This window comes from Fibrobacter sp. UWCM (assembly GCF_900129735.1).
GTDB lineage: Bacteria > Fibrobacterota > Fibrobacteria > Fibrobacterales > Fibrobacteraceae > Fibrobacter.
This window is the reverse complement of the sequence record NZ_FQWR01000001.1, coordinates 99,930-124,261: the sequence shown is the minus strand read 5'-3', so window position 1 is coordinate 124,261 and position 24,332 is coordinate 99,930. Positions and strand designations below refer to the sequence as shown.

21 protein-coding genes are annotated in these 24,332 nt (G+C 46.3%); 16 read left to right on the top strand and 5 right to left on the bottom strand.

Going from position 1 to position 24,332, the window contains the following annotated elements:
- Positions 1-70 precede the first annotated feature (70 nt).
- The 6 genes from BUB22_RS00460 (at position 71) to BUB22_RS00435 (ending at position 6,348) form a co-directional block, all read left to right on the top strand.
- A complete protein-coding gene (locus BUB22_RS00460; protein ID WP_139258641.1) occupies positions 71-1,462 on the top strand; it encodes a hypothetical protein in 1,392 nt (463 codons plus the stop codon).
- Between the two features lie 130 nt (positions 1,463-1,592).
- Positions 1,593-2,207, top strand: a complete 615-nt coding sequence (locus BUB22_RS00455) for an MptD family putative ECF transporter S component (protein ID WP_073113606.1) — start codon at positions 1,593-1,595, stop codon at positions 2,205-2,207.
- Positions 2,204-2,890 (top strand): energy-coupling factor transporter transmembrane component T, encoded by a 687-nt coding sequence (locus BUB22_RS00450; protein WP_073113456.1) that lies wholly within the window; start codon positions 2,204-2,206, stop codon positions 2,888-2,890. The genes BUB22_RS00455 and BUB22_RS00450 overlap by 4 nt, the downstream gene beginning before the upstream one ends.
- Before the next feature lie 42 nt (positions 2,891-2,932).
- A complete protein-coding gene (locus tag BUB22_RS00445; protein WP_073113455.1) occupies positions 2,933-4,426 on the top strand; it encodes an ABC transporter ATP-binding protein in 1,494 nt (497 codons plus the stop codon).
- 60 nt (positions 4,427-4,486) lie between these two features.
- Positions 4,487-5,680, top strand: a complete 1,194-nt coding sequence (locus BUB22_RS00440; RefSeq protein WP_083535290.1) for an alpha/beta hydrolase — start codon at positions 4,487-4,489, stop codon at positions 5,678-5,680.
- An 8-nt stretch (positions 5,681-5,688) separates the two neighbouring features.
- Entirely contained in the window at positions 5,689-6,348 is a 660-nt protein-coding gene (locus BUB22_RS00435; RefSeq protein ID WP_217650338.1) for a class I SAM-dependent methyltransferase, read from the top strand.
- On the opposite strand, the gene BUB22_RS17270 is transcribed toward BUB22_RS00435, so the two are convergent.
- Together BUB22_RS17270 and BUB22_RS00425 are read right to left on the bottom strand one after the other, a co-directional pair.
- On the bottom strand, positions 6,258-6,686 hold the full coding sequence (locus tag BUB22_RS17270; protein WP_139258658.1) for an ORF6N domain-containing protein: 429 nt from the start codon (positions 6,684-6,686) through the stop codon (positions 6,258-6,260). The genes BUB22_RS00435 and BUB22_RS17270 overlap by 91 nt on opposite strands.
- Before the next feature lie 91 nt (positions 6,687-6,777).
- Complete coding sequence (locus BUB22_RS00425) at positions 6,778-7,734, bottom strand: ORF6N domain-containing protein (RefSeq protein WP_073113453.1); 957 nt, start codon at positions 7,732-7,734, stop codon at positions 6,778-6,780.
- A gap of 82 nt (positions 7,735-7,816) precedes the next feature.
- Between BUB22_RS00425 and BUB22_RS16540 the strand changes: the two genes are divergently transcribed.
- From BUB22_RS16540 to BUB22_RS00390, 6 genes are all read left to right on the top strand, one after another.
- On the top strand, positions 7,817-8,023 hold the full coding sequence (locus tag BUB22_RS16540; RefSeq protein ID WP_073113452.1) for a hypothetical protein: 207 nt from the start codon (positions 7,817-7,819) through the stop codon (positions 8,021-8,023).
- Positions 8,024-8,536: 513 nt separating this feature from the next.
- A complete protein-coding gene (locus BUB22_RS00415; RefSeq protein WP_073113604.1) occupies positions 8,537-9,889 on the top strand; it encodes a DNA cytosine methyltransferase in 1,353 nt (450 codons plus the stop codon).
- Positions 9,886-11,205 carry an ATP-binding protein gene (locus tag BUB22_RS00410; protein ID WP_073113451.1) on the top strand — a complete coding sequence of 440 codons (1,320 nt, stop codon included), beginning with the start codon at positions 9,886-9,888 and terminating at the stop codon, positions 11,203-11,205. Before BUB22_RS00415 ends, BUB22_RS00410 begins: the two co-directional genes overlap by 4 nt.
- A gap of 207 nt (positions 11,206-11,412) precedes the next feature.
- On the top strand, positions 11,413-13,596 hold the full coding sequence (locus BUB22_RS00400; RefSeq protein WP_073113449.1) for a Z1 domain-containing protein: 2,184 nt from the start codon (positions 11,413-11,415) through the stop codon (positions 13,594-13,596).
- Between the two features lie 3 nt (positions 13,597-13,599).
- Positions 13,600-14,577 carry a PD-(D/E)XK motif protein gene (locus BUB22_RS00395; protein WP_073113448.1) on the top strand — a complete coding sequence of 326 codons (978 nt, stop codon included), beginning with the start codon at positions 13,600-13,602 and terminating at the stop codon, positions 14,575-14,577.
- A 2-nt stretch (positions 14,578-14,579) separates the two neighbouring features.
- Positions 14,580-15,296, top strand: a complete 717-nt coding sequence (locus BUB22_RS00390) for a hypothetical protein (RefSeq protein WP_073113447.1) — start codon at positions 14,580-14,582, stop codon at positions 15,294-15,296.
- A 128-nt stretch (positions 15,297-15,424) separates the two neighbouring features.
- On the opposite strand, the gene BUB22_RS00385 is transcribed toward BUB22_RS00390, so the two are convergent.
- The 3 genes from BUB22_RS00385 to BUB22_RS00375 form a co-directional block, all read right to left on the bottom strand.
- Positions 15,425-16,456, bottom strand: coding sequence for a DMT family transporter (locus BUB22_RS00385; RefSeq protein ID WP_073113446.1), 1,032 nt, complete (start codon positions 16,454-16,456; stop codon positions 15,425-15,427).
- Between the two features lie 103 nt (positions 16,457-16,559).
- Positions 16,560-18,308 carry an ABC transporter ATP-binding protein gene (locus BUB22_RS00380; RefSeq protein WP_073113445.1) on the bottom strand — a complete coding sequence of 583 codons (1,749 nt, stop codon included), beginning with the start codon at positions 18,306-18,308 and terminating at the stop codon, positions 16,560-16,562.
- Complete coding sequence (locus tag BUB22_RS00375) at positions 18,309-20,075, bottom strand: ABC transporter ATP-binding protein (protein ID WP_073113444.1); 1,767 nt, start codon at positions 20,073-20,075, stop codon at positions 18,309-18,311.
- A 126-nt stretch (positions 20,076-20,201) separates the two neighbouring features.
- On the opposite strand from BUB22_RS00375, the gene BUB22_RS00370 reads away from it, so the two are divergent.
- The 4 genes from BUB22_RS00370 to BUB22_RS00355 all read left to right on the top strand — a co-directional run bounded on the left by BUB22_RS00370 (position 20,202) and on the right by BUB22_RS00355 (position 24,321).
- On the top strand, positions 20,202-21,413 hold the full coding sequence (locus BUB22_RS00370; protein ID WP_139258639.1) for a TonB-dependent receptor: 1,212 nt from the start codon (positions 20,202-20,204) through the stop codon (positions 21,411-21,413).
- Positions 21,414-21,443: 30 nt separating this feature from the next.
- Positions 21,444-22,493 (top strand): TonB-dependent receptor domain-containing protein, encoded by a 1,050-nt coding sequence (locus BUB22_RS00365; RefSeq protein WP_083535288.1) that lies wholly within the window; start codon positions 21,444-21,446, stop codon positions 22,491-22,493.
- 15 nt (positions 22,494-22,508) lie between these two features.
- Entirely contained in the window at positions 22,509-23,735 is a 1,227-nt protein-coding gene (locus BUB22_RS00360; RefSeq protein ID WP_073113441.1) for a hypothetical protein, read from the top strand.
- Between the two features lie 160 nt (positions 23,736-23,895).
- Positions 23,896-24,321: a metal-dependent transcriptional regulator gene (locus tag BUB22_RS00355; protein WP_073113440.1), complete on the top strand. Its 426-nt coding sequence runs from the start codon at positions 23,896-23,898 to the stop codon at positions 24,319-24,321.
- Positions 24,322-24,332: the final 11 nt, after the last annotated feature.

Sequence of the window (24,332 nt, the reverse complement as noted above, 5' to 3'; positions counted from 1 at the left end):
TAGCACTATTTGTAAAAAACCTGACGGAGTGTTACAAAAACAGAAAATTAATCCGTCAAGGGAGAAAAAAATGAAAAACCGTTTGACGTCTAATCTCTTGTTCGGCCTTGCAGCCGCCTCCGTGTTTGCGATGCCTGCATTCGCTCAGGAAGCCGCCCCTGCTGCCGAAGCCCCTGCTACAGCCCCCGTTGCTGAAGCTCCTGCCCAAGCTGCCCCGGCCCCTGCACAGGAAACCCCTGCCGCAGCACCTGCAGAACAGGCTGCTCCAGCTCCCGCCGCAGAACAGGCAAAGGCCGAAGAACCGGCTCCCGCTGAAGAAAAGGCTCCTGCCGAAAACACGAACCCCGGTGAAGTTGCTGCCGCTGCAGGTAACGCTCTCGACATGCTCAAGGCGAGCATGAGTGAAGCAACTTCTGCCGCCAACATGGAAGTCAAGTTCTCTGGCGAAGTCGAATTCGATGCCTATACGGGCGACGTTTTGAACGATGACGACCTGAACCATGAATACGCATCTACGTTCGACCTGAATGTGGAAGTGAAGTTCAACGAAAAGTGGTCTGCATTCGTGGGCCTCGAAGCCGATGGCGAAACGGATAGCCCTGCCGCTGTCTATAACGGTGCCTACGTTCAGTACCAGCCGGCTGATTTCTTCGCCGTCAAGCTGGGTGACCTGACCTTCTCGGAAGGGGCGTTCAATGCCTACTACGGCTACGATGATCCGGCCGACAATGCTGCGGGCATGAAGGAACACGATATTCGCGGTCTTGAAATTGACTTGGCGGGCCTCGTGCTCGGTTTCGGTTTTGGTCGTGGCGATAACGACTTTGCCGATGACGAAGGCGCAAAGGTCTACGACATTCACGCTGCCTACGATTTCGATATCGCCGGTCAGCACCTGCGTCCGTTCGTTGACTACAAGAGCTTCCAGATGGCTCAGCACAACGAATTCCATGCCGGTGTCGAGGCGGGCCTGAATATCGGTGGCTTTGGCTTTAGGGCCGTGTACGGCTTCCATGCCGATTACCTGGGTGACGACGGCGATGTGGTCGATGGTCAGGACTGGACTTCTACTGCCCACGCCTTCTTGGTCGAGCCGACTTTTGAAGTGGGTATGTTCGATATCAAGACGACCGCCTTCTATGCCATTGTCGATAGGGGCGATGCCGACGAAGATGCGAGCGACCTTGATAACGGCGAAATTCCGGAATACTTCTTCGTGTATGCCGAACCCGCCTTCAAGCTTGCCGAATTTATCAAGCTCGGCATTCCTGTAGAATACCACACCAATACAATGGATGATGACGATGATTCCGCCGCTACGTTCGATGTCGGTGCCCGCGCCTACATTACACCGGTGGAAAACCTCGAAATCACGGCCTTCGGCATGGTGGATATTCCCGTGCAGGATAACGAGGACGATACTGCGCTACGCTTCGGTCTTGAAACCGTATTCAGTTTCTAATTACTTCATAGAATGCCCAATAAAGGGACTGTGGCAAAAAGCCGCGGTCCTTTTTCTGTCTAAATGGAGTAGAAAAAAGCGCATCAAAAAACTCTATTTGGCGTGCATTTGTTTGCTATTGGAGACTTTTATGAGTAATGTAAGATCGACCGGAAAAAAAACATCGAATACGTTGGTCCGCGACCTGGTGAACGTGGGCATTTTTGCGGCGCTTTATATCGTGCTTGGTTTTATGTCGTCGAGCATCGGCTACATTCCCGCCCTTATTGTTTTTTCGACCGCGAGCATTGCGCTTGTGACGAGCGTTCCCATGTTCCTGTTCTATTCGAAAATAGAAAGACCTATCCTGTGCTGTATGCTTTTTTGCGGCATTTTCGGGGGAGCAATGCTGGTGATGGGCCAGAGCGTTATCATGTTTGCGATAAGCCTTGCAGTTGGGCTACTGTCGGGAACAATTCTGAAAATCATAGGGAAAAATTTTGCCGGCTTGTACATGGCAAACATTGTCTTGAGCCTAATGAGTTCTTCGATGATGCTTCCGCTTTGGCTTTATACCGAGAAATATCTGGAATATACCCGTGGCATGTGCGACGAAGGTTACGTTGCGAAGCTAGCGGAACTTTCTAACAGTATCTGGCCCCTGGTCGGAATTTACACCTTCGGCATCTTGGGTGCCGTTATCGGTGGACTCGTGGCCCGCCGCATCATGAAAAAGCATTTTGAACGGATCGGTCTTGCCCGGTGAAATTGGACCCTCGGACAAAACTGTTCTTAACGATTGCGGGGAACAGTATCATTCTTTCCGCACCAGTGATTTACGGCGCCATGATTGTTGTTTTGCCGGCAGTTTTATTGGTGCTTGAAAAAAGATGGCGGTTTTCCCTGCTCTTTTCTTTCTTGTACGCAATATCTGCATTCAGTTTTGATTATTTAAAAACGATGGATGTCGGGCTGGCGGGCACGCTGTTTGTCTCGACGATGATGCTTGTTTCGCATGTGATGCCGATAAGCGTTATTTTTTACTATGTCATGACGACCACCAAGGTGAACGAGTTCATGGCGGGAATGTCGAAGATGCATATTCCTAACAAAGTGACGATTCCCTTAGCGGTGATGATTCGCTTTTTTCCGACCGTATTCGATGAAGCCCGCGATATCGGGAATGCAATGCGCATGCGGGGTATTCGCCTGTTCAGCCTGCGGACATTAAAGAACCCGCTTGCCATTTTGGAATACAGACTTATTCCGTTGCTGGTGTCGCTCACGAAAATCGGGGATGAACTTTCGGTGGCGGCGACGACGCGCGGACTTTCTCCAGAAACGAGACGCAGTTGCATTGTCAAAATCGGGTTCCGCGTTCAAGATGTTGCCGTGTTTGTTTATTGTATTGCGGTTGTAGTTTTATTCTGTTCTCGGTCAGTCACTTAATTGTCATTCCCGCGAAGGCGGGAATCTCCTTGCTTGTTAGAAATGACTATCACATTAAAAAACGTTTCCTTCTCCTACGCAGAATCTCTTGACGATGCCGTCATCAAGAACTTGAATTTCGAAATTAAGTCTGGTGAATGCGTTGTGCTTGTGGGGGAGTCGGGTTGCGGAAAGACGACTATTTCAAAGCTTATCAACGGGCTTATTCCGCTTTATCAATCGGGAACGATGGCGGGCGACGTATTGCTCGGCGACAAGAATACCGCCGACATGACGCTTGCAGAAATTTCAAGGCACGTGGGTTCCGTTTTCCAGAATCCGCGTTCGCAATTTTTCAACATCGATACCGACAGTGAAGTCGCCTTTGGCTGCGAAAACTTGGGAATGGATCCGGAGGAAATCAGGGAACGCGTGAATCGCGTCGTGAAGGAATTCCACATAGAACATTTGGCGGGCCGAAATATCTTCCACCTTTCTGGCGGGGAAAAGCAGAAAATCGCCTGCGCTTCGGTCTCTGCGACCGATCCGGAAATTTTCGTTCTCGACGAGCCCTCGGCTAATCTTGACTTGAAAACCGTCGCGGACCTCGCCGGAATCATCAAGTTCTGGAAATCTCGCGGCAAGACCGTTGTTATCGTGGAGCACCGCATCCATTACCTGCGCGACATTTCAGACCGGATTTGCTATGTAAAAGATGGCTGTATTGCGCACGAATGGACTCCTGCGGAACTCGAAGCGAAAGGCCCGGAATATGCAGCAAGCCTCGGACTGCGCTGCATGAACTTGAAACAACTGGGTGAAACAGAAGATGCCCGCCTGCGCGGGCATGACAAGAAAGGTTTCATTGCGACCCTGAACTCGTTTCAGGGGAAGCAATCTCTTAAAGAGACATTGCTTTTCAACAACCTCCATTTCGCCTACAACCGCAAATTTCCGGTTTTAGACATCCCAGTGCTTTCACTCCCTCGCAATCAAATCACCGCCATTATCGGCCACAATGGTGCCGGAAAATCGACGCTTGCCCAGGTGTTGTGCGGGCTCCGCGGAACCTGGCGACAAAAACGCAAGACGCGTAAGTACGGGGCGTACTTGATTATGCAGGACGTGAACCACCAACTGTTTACAGGAAGCGTCCTTGACGAAATCTTGCTAGGCATGAATCCGCAAGATGAAAATTCTGCCCTAGAAATCCTTGAACGGCTCAACCTGAAAGAATACGCTAGCTGCCACCCGATGGCGCTTTCGGGCGGTCAAAAACAACGCGTAGCTATAGGCAGTGGCGTTTCTAGCGGGCGCGAAATTGTCGTGTTCGACGAACCCACCAGCGGCCTGGATTACAAGCAGATGCTTGCCGTGTCGGCAACTCTCCAAAAACTTGCTGCAAGCGGAAAAACGTTGCTCGTGATTACGCACGATCCCGAATTCATTCTAAATTGTTGCCAGTCCGTGATTCGCATGGAACACGGAAAAATCGCGGAACAGTATCTGCTGCAAGGCAATCAAGAAAAATTGATTGCTGCTATGCTGAATGTATAGCGGATTTTGTTTGGCCTAATTGGAGTAGAGTTAGTTTGTACGATTTTTTATCGTATTGGCATGAATAGGACAAAAACACTCATTGCCGCGACCTTGGTCGCACTTCTTTCTGCCACATCCGCTAACGCCTGCCTTGCCGCCAGCAAAGAAAAGAAGCGGGATGAAGCTTACAGCAAACCTCTCACAACAGCCACATTGCAGACTATTGTCAACAATGCCCTGCCTCAAAAAGCGGTAGATCCGGAACTTGGCGCTCCTTACACGATTTATCCGATTGAGGTGAATCCGTACGACAAGGTTTTCCATTCGACGTTAATTGAATATCCCTTCGGGAGTTCGCCGCGCGCTGTGTCGCCGATTTCTAGCCCGCGTGGAATTATTTTGTATGTACACGGATACAACGATTACTTTTTCCAAGAAGAATTGGCCGAAAAGTCTGATTCTGCCGGGTTTGCATTCTTTGCGATAGACCTGCATTACAATGGCCGTTCGTACCGCGCAGGGGAGCCGCGTTCCGACATGCGGAGCGTCAAGGAATACTATGCCGAACTGGATGCCGCTGTGGCGCTCAGTAAAAAGATTGCAGGGAATTCCATTTCGAGCAATCTGCCGTTTGTCATTATCGCGCATTCCAACGGTGGCTTGATTACGCCGAATTACTTGAACGAACGCAATAGCGAAGATTTTGCGGCGTTTGTCTTGAACAGTCCCTTCCTCGACTACAAAAACAGCTGGTTTGTCCGTAATGTGGCATTCCCCGTTCTTTCGGACGTCGCGCTCCTCATGCCCGACGTGCCGGCTCCAAAACAAGAATCTCCCAAGTACAACACGTCTCTTTTGAAGACTGAAAGAGGCGAATGGGAATTCAACACGGAATTAAAGAGCGCCGAATGGCCGCAGCAATACTTCGGTTTCCTTCGCGCGACCACAAGGGGAATCAAGTGGATCCATAACGGGATGCAAATCAAGTCTCCCATACTTATGATGCGTAGCGGATGCACGGTCAACAACGTTAAATGGGACGAAGACTACATGCGCTGCGACTGCTTACTCGATGTGGATCTCCTGGAAAAATGGGCTCCCAAGCTAGGGCCTGATGTTACAACAGCGACTGTTGAAGACGGAATGCACGACGTATTCCTTTCCCGTAAGGACGTTCGCGATTTCGCTTACCGCACGATGTTCGAATTTCTCGATGACGCCGTAGCACGTAAAAATGCGGTAGTCGCTTATAACTATATTTTGCCTCGGTAGAGGTAAGTATGAACATTTGGAACGTTTTCGCACCGGTTTATGAATTTTCGATGCGCACGCAGAAGAATATTTATGATTTTCTGTATGCGCGGATTGCCGAAGTCGCCAAGGGCAAAGATGTACTTGAACTGGCGACAGGCCCCGGGATGATTGCGCGGCATATTGCGCCTGCCGCAAAGTCCGTGGTGGCAACGGATTTTGCTCCGAAGATGATTGAAACCGCACTCAAGGCGAAGAATCCAGACAACCTGAGTTTCGAAGTTGCAGACGCGACTTCTTTACGCTTTGCGGACAATTCCTTCGACATTGTCGTGATTGCAAACGCACTCCACATTATACCGAATCCGGAAAAGGCGCTTGAAGAAATTCATCGCGTCTTAAAGGATGGCGGCTTGCTGATTGCGCCGAACTTCTTTTTCCGCGAAGGCGGCAAGAAGAACTTGTGGCAAAAATTCTTGAGCCTTGTCGGCATTCGCTTCGCACACGAATGGACCGAAAAAGAATACAAGGCCTTCTTGGAATCGAATGGCTGGAAAATCAAAATGGACCGCGTTATCGAAGGCCGAATTGATTTGATTTATGTAGAGTGCATCCTTGGCATCCAGGTCCCCTTGATACATTCCAATAATTCCGGCGGCGTTTCGAATTTGCGAGACACTGTCGCATGATGGACATTTTTTACCCGTTCCGCAAGGATTTCAAAAGTTGTGTTAATCGCCGTCTTGCTTTTTAAGATTGTCGCAAGCATATAGAGGCCTTTTTCTGTGAAAGCGTAGGGTAAAGATCTGCTTTTGGCCGAATAATTTGTGGACGAAATTTTCGTCCGCAAAATTTCAACTTCGTCCTTTGACAACTGGAACATATATGTCGAGGGAAACTTGTCAGGATTGTTCCTGACCGCCTCATTGATTCGCTTTGTCTCTACACCATATAACAAAGCGACATCGGCATCCAAAATGATTTTATGATTTCGAACGGATGCAATTCGGTCTGCCACATTGCGCATTAAAATCGAAAACGTGTTTTCGTTATTCATCTTCTACTCCAATCCGCCTACAAGCAAAAAAAAGGTGGGGTACGTTGTCACCTTGTAATGCCTAGCTTTCTTTTTCTGCCTGAATTTTCTGCGATTCCTTCAACACTTCTTGCAGCGTGAAATCTTCCTGCGTAAAGAAGAAGGTGTTCTTGCCCAAATCCTTGAGCGAAGCCCCAAAGTGGTAAGCCGTATCGTCTATGAATAGGAATCGGTCGTGCATTCCGTAACTTGGCAAGACTTGCATCGGGCTGTCAGGATATTGTTCGTTGTAAGTGGCTAGGTCCATTTCAAGGACTTTGCTTTTGTCATAGGTGTAGATTGTCACGGAAACGCCTTTTTCCCGCTTGAGCATCATGGCCAGAGTCTTCTCGGTCACGTACCTGTCGACAAGTACGATTCTTTTCTTTGCCTGGCGAATCAAGTCGCAGACAAATACATAGGCATCGAACTCCTGGTTGTTGTAAAATAAGCCCTTGGATTTGAGTTCGCCACGGTCCATCGCCTCGAAAAGTTCGTCAAATTTTCGGTCATGATCAAGCAGATGTTCGTCATGACCGGTCAAGCGGCTGTCCTGTTCCAAATCCTTTGCTTCTACATTTGAAAGACGGTTGATAAGACCGCCGTTACCCATCATAAGGTGCCGCAATTGCACGAAAGCATCCATTATAGCGAGAGACACCTTAATTGCCGTTTTGGTACGCAAAACAGCTGAAAGCATTGCCACTCCTTGCTCGGTAAAGGCAAACGGCATCTTACGCAAGCCCATTTTCTCAGAATTGGACATCACAATTTGTGATTTCCAATTTGAAAATTCCAGTTCTGTCAATTGAAAACAGTTCCTTTCCGGGAACCTTTCCATATTTCGTTTGACGGCCTGATTTATGGCCCTAGTTTCCACCCCGTAAAGCGCCGCCAAATCGCGATCAAGCAACACCTGCTTGCCACGAATGACCAGAATCATCTTTTCTACGCCCGATTCCTCCAGCAGGTTCGGAACAGCAATCTCTTTTTCATTCATCTTCTACTCCAATCCGCCTACAAGCAAAAAAGGCAGGGCAAAGTGATCTCGAAGCAAATATACATTCCTTAAATGTCATATTATGACAATCGGCGATTTTTTCGGAAATTTTGGGAATTTTGACGAAAATCGACCCCCGCAGGCGGTTGAAATCTGCATTTTTACGCTTTTTTCTCGCCTTCCGGGCATGGCGTCACCTTTTGACAGCGGAATAATCTATATTTCCTTGCAAATAGGGTTTTCTCTTATTCGCCACCTGAATCTCGACAATTCAAAAACGGAAGAATAAGACGAACGCTCACGTCTGCGACCGGCGTATGCCCGCCGCATCGTTTTGCTACATGGTCTATTGTTTAATAGCAGTTTGCCTGTATGCAAGCGGCCTTTTGGGGCGTGAGTTGTTTGTATTTATTCCGTACAGGCTGTCGAGAGCCTCAGGTGGGTAAGTGCATTCAACTCCACGCCTTTTTTGTTTTCTAAAAAGATTGGATTGATGTAGAATGGGAGCGAACTCGCTGAGTTTTGCTCTTGTTCCCCACCTGGAATCTCGACAATTCAAAAACGGAAGAATAAGACAATGACTCGCCATCGCCCATGGATTGCATGGGCGTAGTGTACCCTGGGCGTACTGTATCCGCTCGGGTTTTTGCGGGTGTATTGTATTCTTTTGAAAATGTCGCGCTTTTAGGCGAGGAGTGAGTCGGCTCCCCGCCGTTTCTTTTTGTCCGCACCCCGGCCAAGCGAATCGGCCAGAACCGCTCCCGCGAGAGTGAACTCGTTCACTTTCAACACGGAGCGAAAAGTGGCTCAAAATAAAGTCGGCAAAAACGGCGAAGGAAAGAAATCTTTCAAATTCATAGATTTATTTGCTGGACTGGGTGGTTTTCATCTGGCGTTGTCTTCTATAGGTGGGGAATGTGTTTTTGCTTCTGAATTGAGAGAAGATCTTCGAAAAATTTATAAACAGAATTTCGGCATGGAAATACAGGGCGATATTACAAAAATCGACCCAAAGAAAGATATTCCTCCACACAACGTATTATGCGGTGGCTTTCCCTGTCAACCATTCAGTCAGGCCGGAAAAAGAGAAGGTTTCAATGATGTTCGTGGAACAATGTTTGATTATATCTGCAAGATTATTGAAGTCCATAAGCCAGAGTATCTTTTTTTAGAAAATGTTGCGAATTTGAAGGGGCATGATAAAGGAAATACCTGGAAAGTTATCCAAGATAAATTGGATAATCTTGGATACAATGTGACTGCAGAAATATTATCACCTCATCAGTTTGGCATACCACAGCATAGGAAACGTATATACATCGTTGGACAACGAAAAGATTTTGGTGATTTTGGTGAATTTTCTTTTCCCAAGCCAACAAATTTGGAATGCAACATTAAAAGTGTGATAGATGAAAGTGATTCTGATGTAACCCTATTGCGATACGACACAAAGAATCAATTAAATGTGTGGCAAGAGTTTCTTGATAAAGCTTCAAGTCGCGGTGGTAAAATACCTGGCTTTCCTATTTGGGCAATGGAGTTTGGAGCGGATTACGATTTTGAAGATATCGCCCCCGCTTATCAAGAATTAAAAAAACTTGTTGGGAAAAGAGGACGATTGGGGTGTCGGGTTTTTGGAAAAACTGTTGCGGACTGCTTGAAACTATTGCCGAATTATGCTCAAACAGCTAAGAATAAAACATTCCCATCATGGAAAATACGATACATAAACCAGAATCGCGAGTTTTACGAAAATAATAAGGAATGGTTAAGAGAGTGGATGGAAAAGATCCGATACTTTGATAATAGCCACTTGAAATTAGAGTGGAACTGTGGTAATGTTGCGCCGATAATTTCGGATAAGATTGTTCAATTTAGAGCGTCTGGCATCCGCATTAAAAATCCCACTTTTTCTCCGGCGTTAAATCTTGTTGGTACGCAAATACCGATTTTCCCTTGGGTTACAATTCCGGGTAAAGATGATTATGGTCGGTATATGTCTGTACAAGAAGCGGCCAAATTGCAAGGGATGCAAAAACTGAAATTTGGCAACAAAGAATTCGAATTGTCTAAAACTCGAATATACGAAGCTTTGGGCAATGCAGTCAATGTTCAGTTGGTAAAAAAGATTGCAAAGAGGTTGATAAGACTATGATAAAAGAAAAAGTATCCATCGCAACAAAGCCTCTTGTTTATCAAGTTTTCAGGCATATATCAAATAAAGCTCACAATGCTCTTGCGGAGTATGTTGATAATTCAATATCAAGTTTCGAAAGGCATGCTGATATTTTAAAGCCTTTAAATCCTAATGGAAAACTAAAAGTAGAAATTACAATAACGGATGATTATATACGCATAGAAGATAATGCTTTCGGAATAGAAGAAGAAAACTATCAAAGAGCTTTTGAACTTGCAAGAATTCCTTTGGATGCGACAGGGTTAAACGAATTCGGAATGGGAATGAAAGTATCTTCAATATGGTTGTCAAATCATTGGACTGTAGAATCAAAAGCGTGGGGTGAAGATTTAAAGAAGACTTTCGTGTTTGATTTAAAAGAGGTGTTGGATGAAGAAAAAACGGCAGTTGATGTAGAGGAAGTGCCTGCAAATGCTGATGAGCACTATACAATAATCACGCTGACAGATTTATCCCAATTTAAACCGACATCTAGACAAATTTCTGGTATAAAGAAGCATCTAAGCAGCATATATTCACATTTTATTAGGAGTAATGTTGTAGATATTTACGTCAATGGTGAATTGCTCGCTTATCATGAGCCTAAAATTCTTAATGCTCCTCATTATAAAAATGGGGGAGAAGCAATTGAATGGCGATTAGATATAGATTATTCATTTCAAGGCGGAAAACAGAAAGTAAAGGGTTTTATTGCGGTCTTGGATCAGATGAGTACATCTGAAAATAACGGATTTCTCCTATTCCGTCGTGGAAGAACCATTGGAACGAGTTCCGACGAAAAATATCGGCCCAAGGCTCTTTGCGGGGATATTGGCTCGCCGCAATATAAAAGAATTTTCGGCGAACTTGAAGTTGAAGGCTTTGATGTAAGTTTTACAAAAAATGCTTTTAATGAAGATGATCAGTTCCAGGCATTTATTGATGAGTTACGTAATGAAATAAAATCTGATAAAACTCTTGATATTTTTGGTCAGGCGCAAAATTATAGAAAAGTTGAAGATCCTAAAAAAGCCGAGAAAAAAGCAGTTTCTGCGATGGCTCAGGCTTTATCTAAGCCAGTTGTGGTTTCTGCCACGGTGCCGCCGACTCCATCGGAAGGGCTGATTGTTGACGAAACTAAAGAAGATGTGCCAAATGAAAACGTGGAATTGCTGATAGCACCTGTAAATAAGGTGATGAATATCGGAGAATCTACGTATAGTATTGAAATTCGATTCGAAAAAATTCCAGGGATATCCAAGTTTTTACTCAGTAGAAAAGTCCGCGGAGAATGATGAAAACTACGTCGTTCGTTTGTTTATGGATAATCCTTTTTTTGAAAGGTATAATGAAATATTAAAGGACGAAGAATGTACTGGTCCAATGCTTCATTTGGTTCAATCAATTGTTGGAGCAGAATTATTGATGAATGACAGCGGATACGCTACGTATGCAAAGGCTTTCAGGAATAAATTGAATAGCCTGATTGGGAGATTCTAAAAATGAGTGAAGAATACATTAAGGTCCTATTAGATGATGAAAAGATTTTTTTGACTAAACCCAAGGTTGGACCGAAAACTATAAGTTTAGTAAACTCTTTCGAGAATATTGACGATGATGGTAAGGCAATCCTTATTTCTGAGGCTCAGGACATTCTTAGCCACTGCATTTTTTCTGGGAAGAATGATTGCATTACAAATATCGCTGTTGGTTACGTTCAAAGCGGAAAAACAATGTCGTTTACGGTTTTGACCGCCCTTGCTGCCGATAACGGGTTTAAAATGGTTATTTATCTTACGGGAACTAAAACAAACCTGCAAGATCAGACCTACAAAAGATTGTGCTCTGATATCAGAATGATCGAAGATAGTAGTGACTATTTTAAAATTATTCCTGATGGTAAGTGTTCTGTTTCTGTAATCAAAGACTATGTCCAAGAAGAAGATTATACTCTTTTGTTGCCTATTTTAAAACATTACAAGCATATAAATGCGTTGTCTGATGTTTTAAGAAATGTAGAGGTTGAACATCTCTTGGATAAAAAAGCTGTGTTGATTATTGATGACGAGGCAGACCAATCAAGTTTTAATACATATGCAAGGCAGAATTCGACAAAAGAAGATTGGGAAGACGATGAATACAGTAAAACCTACACTAGTATAAACAATTTAAAAAATGCCCTACCTTGCCACTCTTATGTTCAGTATACAGCCACCCCTCAAGCAGCGTTTTTGATTGATAATAATGACATCCTTTCTCCACAATACCATACAGTTTTAACGGAAGGGAAAGGATATACTGGAGGAAAATATTTCTTTAAAAGTAATAATCGGCAGTATGTGATAGAAATCCCTGATGACGAAATCTATCATAGCAGAAGAAATCCATTGCCTGATAAGCCAGAATCATTTGATAAAGCGTTAATGCAATTTTTTGTGAGTGTTGCAATTGTTGTGAGAATTCAGAAAAGATTGGATTACTTGTCGATGATGGTTCACATAGATGGTAATACCAAATCAAATGAAAAATTTAAACAATGGACGGACGATACCATTAGTGAATGGATTCAAATGTTTCGCGATGGACCTTCTGATATTGCGTGGCCGGCATTTCAGTTGAAAATCCGTGCTGCATATGAAGAAATGTCAAAGTATGTCGAAAATAAGCCTTCTTTTGAAGATGTCTTAGATAAAATGCCCAAAGTATTGAAAAATAGGCAGACCTATTTGATACAGGGAAATTCTAACGAAGAAATTGATTGGAAATCTTCTTGCGCACATATTCTTGTCGGTGCAGATATGTTGAATCGTGGTTTTACGGTTGAGCATTTGTCAATGACTTATATGCCTAGATCTCCGGTTGGAAGGGCCACTGCCGACACTATTGAACAGCGTTGTCGATTCTTTGGGTATAAAGAGAAATATTCTGATATTATTCGCATATATCTTTCCCGAAAGAGCATTGGAGAGTTTAATGCATATGTTGACCATGAAGAGATGCTGAGAACAAATTTAAAGCAATGTAAGACGTTAAAAGAATTTGCAAAACAATACAAAACAATGGTCATGAGCCCCTTGTTGAAACCCACGAGAGCAAATATCCTGTCTTCTAGGTTGATACGAAGCAAGATGAATGGGTGGCGGCAACTTCGCTCTTTGTATAAATGTAATGAAAATAAGGAAAGGTTTGAAACCTTTAGAAATCGCATAGATAATTGGGTATTGGATTTTGACTATAAAAATCCTATGAGAAACCATAATGTTGCGAAAGTCCCTATTGAAAATTTTATTTCCTTCTTCAAAGGAATTGTTTATTCTGATTTGCCGAATATAGCTCGTAAAATAGCAACAATCCAATACTTAAACTATTTGGCGGAAAACGGAAAAATCTCATATGTGAATGTATATGACATTGCTTGCGGCAATACGCGCGAGCGTAAATTAGATGGTGACATCCCGAATAACTTGCAAGAAGGTCGTGCGGCAAATGGTAGCTACCCTGGCGACAAGGCTGTAAAAACCGATGATACGATTTGTGTTCAATTACATCATATTTTAATTAAGAATAAAGATATATCATCTGTAAAATACAGAGATGTGACTGACTTGTATAACATTGCAATATATTATCCAGAGAAAATTGGAGAAGATTATATATCGCTCGACGAAGAAGATGAGGATGCGTAATTTATGAAATTGGCTAACCTATTCCAAAAATTTGATGAACTAAGAAACTCTATAGTAGAAGTTGCAGATGCTTATAAGGTAGCGCCAGTTTCAAAAAATAATGGACATAAATTAGGGTGTTCTGAAAATGGCTCTCCCGTTTTTTTCATTGAATGCTCGGATGCTCCAAATGTAGCAAACATACATCTTCGAATTATTGACGTACTTTTTAACCAAAAATGCAATCTTTCTGTAAATAACAAGCTGATTGCAGATAAAAAATATTGTATGGTTATAATGAAGGATTCAGAAGATGATTTAATAAAATATTTTCTTGATGTGATTGCCCTCATTCTAGAACAACTTCCGAAACAACCGACAACGAGGCAGTTGGCAATAGAGCTCGCTAAAATAACACGTTTGTTTACAAATATCCCGACAATATCTGCCGAAACAATTCAAGGACTGTGGGCAGAAATGCTTCTAATTGAACAATCAAGTAATCCTGATTATTTGATAAAGTCTTGGCATATTAGCCCAATGGATAAATACGATTTTAATGATGGTTCCGATAAAATAGAGGTTAAGTCAACAACCAAACAGATTCGTTCGCATCTGTTCGCTATAGAGCAGTTGAATCCAAATACAAGGTCTCAGTTAATTATAGCCTCGATTCAGATGACAAAAACTGGAGCCGGATGTTCTTTGTTTGATTTAGAAGAAAAAATCATAAATAAAATAAAAGATAGAGATTCTGCAATCAGATTAAAAGAGGTAATCGTTTCTACGATTGGAACGCATTTAAGCGAAATTAGTTCCATATGCTATGATTATATGCAATCTGTAGATTCACTTAAATTTTATGATTACAAAGATATTCCTTCGATTTCGCTGGATTGCATTCCACAAGGTGTGTCAAATGTGCATTTTTCAGTAGATTTTTCAAATGTTATAGATGTTGAACGAAGTTCGATGAATGGCTTGCTACATGGGAGTTTGTGATTATGACTAAATATCCTAAAAGCAAAGAATTGATTGACATTTTTATATCTGCATTGAACGAAAGTTTTTCGTCTATAGAAAAATCAGAAGTTCTTCGTTTTGAGTTTAATGGTTTAAAATATGTAGCTTATTTCAAATGTGTGAGCTATGCTGGAGCGCCCTATCCTTTGAATACTACGCGAGCTCAACTTCCTCAGCGAGAAGAATTTGAAAAAATAGAAACCGATGAAAGATTTCTGTTTATAGGATATGATGTTGGCAACGATGTTTTTGTTTGTTGGGATCCAATAAAAGCGAAGTCAAGACTGAATAAAAAAACGTATGTATCGTTTTTCTGTCGACAAAATATTCAAGATTCTGTTACTGCAGGAAATGTCGTTGAGGCTCGCTTGACAAATGGTGATGTGTATGTACTTTTCAAAAGGTGCGATATTCCGCGATTCTTTGAAATGATTGAAATTCATTTCCCCAATTTACTCGAAGTTGAAAAAAATAAGGATGAAAGTGACGAAGATGTTTCCAATTCTGAAATTGAAGGCAGGTTAGGAAATGTTAATGATGATGAAATGGTAAAAGCTCTTGTTGATGAAATGCTAGTTGCACAAAAAAGTCATTTGACAATTGTGTCGGAATGTTCCAATGCTTTTGGATCAGCCTATCCTGGAATGTTGTTTAAGGAATGGAACGATATTGTTAAAAAATATTGTTTGTCAAAATAGCATTTTGAAACAAAAGCACACAAAATCCACTGCATTCTCCTCGACATGAAATCCGTCATGCGGAACTACGCAAACAACCCCACTGCGCAAAGTGAACTCGCAGGGGTAATCGGCGATTAAATTCCTCATCAGTGTGTTGAGATTTTCTCTAGGTCCTTGATGTTGTGGCTGTGGCTGTGCTTTGCATCGGAGAAGACATGGTTGTGCAAATGGGAATGCGTAACAACGTGTGTATGGGTTATGCCGCCATGCGTGTGCGTGAAAATATGTTGATGCATGTGCGAATGTGAGCGGACAAGCGTATCGCAGACCACAAAAATGGTACCGGCAATCATGACCAGAAACGCCACAATGTATTGTAGCGTGATTTTTTCGTTCAGGAGCACGACAGAAAACAGGACGCCGATAAAGGGCGCGAATGCGTAAAAGGCGCTGGTCTTTGCGGCTCCCAGGTATTTTTGCGCGCGGATGTAGGTGAAAATGCTCAGGCCGTAAGCCACAAAGCCGATCAGCAGGGCGAGCGGGATGTATTTTGTGGCGAAGTTCATTTCGCCTGTGGTAAGCGAAACAACGATGGAACCGATTCCAGAACAGAGGCCTTTTATGGTTACAATCTGGTATGTGCTTTTGTCCGAAATTTTGCGGGTGCAGTTGTTTTCTAGCCCCCAGCAGATGGTCGCACCGAGAACGAAGATGGAACCGATCGAGAAATTGAATCCATCGGCATTTTCGAACGAGAGAATGAAACTGGATAACGTTATAAATAAAATGGCAATCCACAAACGCTTAGACACCTTTTCTCTAAAAATGAATAGCGCAACCAGCGTTGTCGCGACGATTTCGAAGTTCCCGAGCAGCGATGCGTTGCTCGAGGTTCCGTACTTGACGCCGAACATGAGCAATATGGGCGCTGCGATGTCGAGCAGGACCATGCCCAGCGTGTAGGGGAAATCTTTTTTGCAGAGCCGTTCCGATTGGGGTTCGTGCTTGATATGGAACAGGTAGAGAATGCCGATACCGAGCCCTGCGCCAATATAGAGCAGTCCCGCCATGAATACAGGCGAAATGTGGGCCAGCAGCATTTTGGAGCAGGGAACATTCAGTGCATAAAATGCGGCCGCCGCTATCGCGTAAACAATCGCAATGACATTCTTGTCCATGATTTAAATGCAGAATTTTATGATGGGAGCGCGTCCAAACGAATAGCCTGCGAAAGGAACTCGCCGTCGGCCCCCATCATCACGCCGGGAGCGGCAATATTCATTACAGTTTCCAGCTGACGGCTTCGCGGCGGGAATCGATGAACCGGGCATAGATTCCGCCGTTCTTCACGAGTTCTTCGTGCTTGCCCTGTTCCACGATGCGGCCCTTGTCCAAGACGACAATCTGGTCGGCGTGGCGCACGGTCTTTAAGCGGTGCGCGATCATGATGACCGTCTTTTCGCGGGTCAGTTCCTGAATGGCAAGCATCAAGTCGCGTTCATTTTCCGGGTCCACGTTCGCGGTCGCTTCGTCCAAAATGATGACCGGAGAATCCTTCATGATGGCGCGTGCAATCGAGATGCGCTGGCGTTCACCGCCGCTGAGGCTTGCGCCGCCTTCGCCGATGACCGTATTGTAACCGTCGGGGAGTTTTTCGATGAAGTCGTGGCAGCAGGCTTTCTTGGCGGCTTCTACGACTTGCTCGTGCGTGGCGCTCGGATTCCCGAACTTGATGTTGTTTTCTATCGTATCGCGGAACAGATACACATTTTGGAACACGAAACTGAAATTCTTCATGAGGCTATCCATGCTGTAATCTTGCACGCGGCGGCCGCCCAATGTCACCGAGCCTGCGTTTACGTCCCAGAAGCGAGAAAGCAAATGGCAAAGCGTCGTCTTGCCCGAACCGCTCGGGCCCACGATGGCCGTAGTCGTCTTTTCGGGAATGGAAAGCGTCACGTTGTCAATGATTTTGCGTTTGTCGTAGGCGAAATCGATTGTGTCGGCCTTGATGTCGTGATTGGCGGGGGCAATATCTTCGCCATCGATGTCCATGGTGGGTTTGTTCAAGATATCGTTTGCGCGGTTGACCGAAATGTCGACGGCACGGAGGAGTGCCGCGTAGCTACCGCCCAGTTCCAGGGCCGCAAAGAGCATAAAGGAGCACACTAGCATGACGGCGCAGTTGGCAAGTTCCATGCTGCCGTTCAAGTAGAAATGAATCGAGAACATCATGATGGCAACGCCCGTGAGCTTGGCGACAAAAGTCTGCAAGTTTGAAAGCGGGACGCACTTGAGTTCCATGCCGATATTGGCGCTGGTGTTCCTGTCAATGATTTCGTTCAATTCCTTGGAGCGCTTGCCGGTCATGTTGTAGGCCTTGACTTCGGCGATTCCCTGGATGTATTCGAGAACCTTTTCGACCACCTTGCTGTCGGATTCCACTTTTTCGTGCGACACGGCGCGGACGTTCATGCGCATGAGCGTGTTGATGAACTGGAAAATCGCAAAGCCGATGGTTGCGACAATCGCAATTCGCCAATCGAAGAAGGCGATCATCACGATGATGAGGACGGTGTCGAGAATGCCCTGCGTGACCATCATGACAACGCGTGTTGCCACATCGCCAAGCTGTTCCATGGTGTTGGTGGTGACGGAGGTGATGTAACCGAGGCTGTTCTTGTTAAAGTAGCCCATGGGCAGGTAACGCAGGTGTTCGGCGATTTCGATGCGCTTGGAGGCGCAAGTGCGGTAGCCGCCTTCGGTTTGCCACATGCTCATGACGCGCTTGGTGACGGTTGCGCCGATAAGGCTTGCCACCATGATTCCAAGCGAAAGCCAGACTGTATCCATGGTAAACGGCGCTTCGCCTTGTACATGGCGAATGACGCCCTGCAACATGACGGCCATGGCACCGATGCGGAGTGCCATGAAGAAGGAATTGAAGATTCCCACGATGATAGAGCCGTAGAACTTGTGGCGATTTTCGGCATTGCAGAAATTGAAAAACTTGATGAGAGTATCGAACATTTATGCATCCTCCTCGGAATCCTTGGCACTGATGTGGGCTTGCCACATGGACTTGTAGAGACCGCCCTTTTCAAGCAGTTCCTGGTGCGTGCCGCTGCTGTCGATGTTGCCGTCCTTGATGACGTAGAGCTTGTCGGCGTCCTTGACGGTCGAAAGGCGGTGTGCGATGACGATGAGAGTCTTGCCTTGCACGAGCTTTGCCACGGATTTCTGGATGATGGCTTCGTTTTCGGGGTCGGTGTAGGCGGTTGCCTCGTCCAAAATGACGATGGGGGCGTTTTTCATCATCGCGCGGGCGATGGCGATGCGCTGGCGCTCGCCACCGGAGAGGTGGGCGCCCGAGCCTCCGACAATCGTTTCGAAGCCGTTTTCAAGACTCATGATAAATTTGTAGCAGCCGCTTTGGCGCGCCACCTCTTCGACTTCGGCATCCGATGCCGAAGGCCGCCCGAGCCGAATGTTTTCGCGAACAGACATATCAAAGAGGAAATTATCCTGCGAAACGTAGGCGACGCGGCGGTTGTATTCTTCGAGCGAAAGATCCCTGATGTTCACGCCGCCGATTTCGATATCGCCGCTGTCAACGTCCCAAAGCGAGGCGATAAGGCGAGCAATCGTCGATTTACCCGAACCGCTCGGGCCCACGAAAGCGGTAAAACTCCCTTCGGGGAGAGCCATATCGATGCCGTGAAGAATTTCCTTCTTTTCTTCGCCTTCGATACCCTTGTGGTAGCTGAACCGGACATTTTTCAACGTGATTGAATTGTCGTCCGGCTTGTGCAAGTCGACAATGGGGCGTTGCAGTTCGTTCATTTCGAGCACCGAGCCGACTTCGCCGAAAATGACGCCCGCCTTGCTGATGTCGTCGCTGTAACTCATGATGGTAAGGAGCGGCATCATGATACTTACCGAGATGATGATGACGGTGATAAAATCGACGGCCGTAATGGAGCCGTTGTAATAGAAGTAACCGCCAAACGGCAACACCGTCAATAGCGTGGCAGGAGCGACCGTAATGGCAAGGGAATGCGGCCAAATGCAACGGCGCATCCATTCGACAAAACAGTCGCTCCCTTCTTTTGCGGCTACTACAAACTTGTCGTAAGAAGACTTTGACTTGCCAAACGCCTTGATGACTTCGATGCCGTTGATGTATTCAACCGCGGTGTCGTTCAACGCCTTCGTTTTCTGGATAGAATTGTCGAACCACTTTTGTGCTCCGGCAAACATGACGGCCATGGCGACCATACCGATCGGGAGCGTTCCAAGCGAGGCTGGTCCCATGCGCCAATCGATATGGAAAAGGTAGACGAACATGAGCACAGGGAGAATCAGGTTCGAGGTGAATTCAGGAACCACGTGCGCAAGCGTCGTTTCCATGCTGTCGATGCGTTCTACCAGGATGTTCTTGAGCGCGCCCGAGGGCATGTCGAGAACAGAACCGAGCGGCACGCGCGAAAGCTTGTCGCAAAGGTCCTTGCGGATGTTGCCGAGAACGTTAAACGTCGCTACGTGCGAAAGCGTCGTCGAAATGCTGTGGAACAGGACATTCCCGAACCAGAATGCCGCAATAATCAGGCATTCTTTAAGGTAAACATCCCAGTCGCGCACGCCCGAAAGCAGTTCGCGCACGATGTTTGCGATAATGATGTAAGGAGCGATTCCGCAAGCGACGCGCAAGAGCGCAAAGAAAATGCTTGCGATGTAATATTTTTTCTTGTTTTTGGCAAACAGAAAAATCCAAGAGAGCAGAGATTTCTTTTTCATAGAGTTTCCTCCCAAAAGGGCTGAATCAAATTTTGGAAAAAAACGTTTTCTGTTCTACTCCAAACGGATTTTCGCCAAACCTTTTGGAGTAGAATTTTCTTGCGCTTGTTTCTCAATTTGGACGCGATGAAACACCTTTTTGCATACAAATTGACAACTCTCGTGTTGGTGATTCTTGCGATTGCCTCTGTGGCAGCGCGTGCGCAGGAAACGTTGAACGACGCAAACGCCGAATCTGCCGAAGAAATTACGAATTTTGACGATATTTTTGCCGAGGAAACATCTGAACAATCGATAAATGATGCTGCGAATGCGCCTGTAAATAAAAATGCGAATGATTCGCAAATTGGAGTGACAGTTCTCGACGAGATGGGCGTTGATGGTGAAGGAATCAACGAAGCCGCTCCTGTCGACAAGAAGACAAAGGCGGAATCGGTCAAGGTGATGGATGCTACGGAACTTCAGGGCTCCAGCGCCACCATCGCCGACGCCACGAACCGCTCTTCGGGCGTAAAAATTCGCCAGTCGGGCGGCATGGGCAGCGAAAGCAAAATCAACATCCGCGGCATGGAAGGCAAGAACGTGAAGGTGCTTGTCGATGGCGTTCCTGTCGATAACGGCAACGGGAATTTCTCGGTCAACGACATTCCCATCGATAAGATTGACCGTATCGAAGTCTACAAAAGTTACGTGCCCGAACGCTTCGCGACCGACGGCATGGGCGGTGTTATCAACATCGTGACGCATGACTTGCCCAAGAGTTCCATTACGGGTTCTTACAGCTTCGGGAGTTTCAACACGCATAAGGCCTCGCTCGACGCAAAATACGTGTGGGTAACTGATTCGGCCAAGAGCCGCGCTATCGCCACCGGAATTTCGGCCTATTACAACTACTCCGACAACGATTACGAATTCACCACGCCCTACATGGACACGGTTGTAACGCGAGATCACGACCGTTATTACAGTTACAACGTGTTGCCTTTTGTCTCCTTCGAGAAATACTTCTTTGACAAGGCGACTTTGGGCGTGATTTACAACGCGATGGATAAAGAAATCCAGTCGAATTCCCACCGCATCGAAGAGGCGAACGCCAATGCGCAATCGTACGGCGTGAACCTTTCCCTTGAAAAAGCAAATTTGTTTGTGAAGGGACTTTCAATGGGGCTTTCATTCAGCTACGCCTTCGGCAGAGAGGCTGTCATTGATACGAGCCATACTTATTACTACGGCTGGGACAAAGAGATTGTTCGCGAAGCGAATACCGCCTTTGGCGAAATTTCTATGGGTGGGGCATCGCACATTGAACGCGAAAACCAAACGATTGTAGCTCCCTAGAATTTTGACTACGCGTTCACGCAAAACCACATTCTCACCTGGAGCGGCCTTTACCGCTACGAATCGCAAGATCCGGAAGACAAGCGCGCCGCTAAAGGCCAGACGCTTAACAGTGCCGGATTCCCCGGGTACAGCCATTCCGTTGTAACGGGGCTTTCTCTCGAAAACAACTTCTGGAATGAACGTATTCAGAATGTAGCGGGTGTCAAGGGATATTACTACTCCATCAAGGCAGACGACGACGGTGAAAAGCGTATACAGCAGTTGACAGACGACTATGCCGAAAACAAGGATTTCGGTTACAGCGAAAATCTCCGCGTCAAATTGATTGACAATTTGTCTGCAGTCGAACAGTTTGCCGTCAAGGGAGGCTACCAGCATAGTTTGCGGTTTCCGACCCGCGAAGAAATTTTTGGCGACGGAATGTATGTGCAGTGCTCCCCGAACCTGAAGCCCGAAAAGTCTGACAACTTTACCGCAGGCGCAGAACTGGATGTGCGACAGATTCCGCTGCTACTCAAGTTGCATTTGGAATTCAACTGGTTCTACCTGCTCATGGAAGACCGCATTTATTGGAATAACTACGCTTCGGTCCCGCGCCCGTATTACAACAGTGTCGGCACCAAGGCGACCGGCTTTGAAATCGATGCAAGCATTGATGTGAACGAATACATTTCACTTTCGTACAACCTTACTAAGCAAAGCGTTGAAAGTCGCGAAGCGGATTTGGCCTACGGAATCGCCAAGGGTCTGACCGTACCGAACATTCCCACGCTCTACATGAATTTTGGTGCGGAATTCCATGTGGGCGACCTGATTTACCGAGATGTTTTTTTCAAGCTCTACTGGCTTGCCAACTACACCGATGAATATTACTACTCCTGGAAGGTCTCCAAAAGGCAAGACCGCACCATTCCCAGCTCGTTCACCCAAGATTTAGGCGTGGAATACTCCATTCTCGCCAACATGCTCTCCTGGAATTTCGAAGTCCGCAACTTCATGGATGTCCGGGTGTATGACAAGTATGGTGAATCCAAGCCCGGCCGCGCCTTTGCAACCAAAGTCAAGTTTACACTATAACAAAAAGGAAACCAAATGAACCTCTTTAAAAACAAAATAACGATTGCTGCAATCGCGTCCACAATGATGCTCGCGGCCTGCGGTGACGACTCCAGCTCCAGTTCCGCTGGCGACAACGGCTCTTCTTCGGGGGACAAGTACCTGCTCTCCTTTATGATGGACGCCTCTCAATTTGTCGGAACAGCCTCTCTTTCCGATAATCAGGCCAAGGTTGTCGAAGACTTTATCGAAGCCCCGAACGCAGGTGGCGTCGCTTACTTCAACGGCTCCGTTTACGTGCTCGCTACCGACGACGCCATGAACAGCACCCTTTCGCGCTACGAATTGGACAAAGACGGCAACATGCCCGAGAAGGCCTCTGCCACGGCCAAGTTCCAGGGCACCCGCGCCATCATGATGAAGTTCGTTGACGAAAACAAAATGTACGTGGAACAGTCCATGGGCGATGCCATTACCGCCCTTGACCCCACGACGCTCAAGACCACGGCAACCATCGATCTTTCCGAGTACATTGATGAAGAAAGCGGTGCTTTGACGTCAGTTCCGGGCTCCGCCGTAATTCGTGACGGCAAGATGTTCCTGACCTTGAGCCAGTTTGTCGACTTCAACAATTTCATCGCGGGCCCGCGCGCCTCCGTGGTGATTATCGACGTGAAAACGGACAAAGTCGAAAAGGCCATTTTTAGCGACAAGGTCGCGGCTGTTGGCGGCATGGACGACATGAACAACACCATGTCCTTTGTCGATGAAAAGGGCGATATCTACTTCTATTCCAATGCCTCTTACTGCTACGTTGAAGGTTACAAGGAAGGCTGGATCCGCATCAAGAAGGGCGAAACCGACTTTGACAAGGACTGGGTTTTCCGTATGCACGATGCTGAATACGATGGCAAGAAAACGAACGAAAACAACCTGATGGTGGGCGGCACCTACATGGGTAACGGCAAGTTCATGGGATTCTTCGGCAGCTTTGCCGACCCGAGCAACTTCAACAATTACGAATGGCAGTTTGTGGTTGTCGATGTTTACAAGAAGACTGTCGAAAAAGTGGACCTTTCTCCGACCATCCCGTGGTTTGCCCCGTCTATTCACCTGGATGCCGACGGCAAGAGCGTGCTCCTGGGCCATGCCGACAAGAAGGGCGGCGCTATCTACCGTTACGACATCGCTAGCGGCAAGGTCTCCAAGGAAATGGACGTGACCACCGGAACCGCCTACTACATCGTACCGATGGAAGACTAAGATTTAGTCCAATCACCATACAATAAGGCCACCCTGCTTAACCGCGGGGTGGCTTTTTGGCGTTCTTTTCGTAGATTAGCCTTTACTAATTAGCCGAGGCTTTCTAAATTTAGCGTTGACTAATATATAAGGTGTGTTTTTGTCTAATCGGAGCCGTCCTATGGAACAAGTAAAGTTAAGCCAGAGCCTTGAAGACTACTTGGAAATGGTGCACATGCTGCGCCTTGCAAACGGGATTGCACGTGTCCGCGACATTGCGGCGGCGCTCAAGGTCAAGATGCCGTCGGTGGCCAAGGCGGTAATCGAACTCAAGAAGCTGGGCCTTGTGACGCAGGAGCCTTACAGCGGCATCGAACTCACTTCGGAAGGTGCGCTTGTGGCGTCCCAGATTCTGAACCGTCACATTCTGCTGAAGCGTTTTTTGATCAAGCTCGGTATCTCCGAGGCGATTGCCGACAAGGACGCCTGCTGCATGGAGCACATTCTTTCGGCGGAGACTCTCGAGAAAATCGAGGAGTTCGTGAACTCCCCCAATACGGGTATGACGGCGAAAAAGTCGAACGCCGCTAAATCTAAGAAAAAGTAAATCGTTGGTGT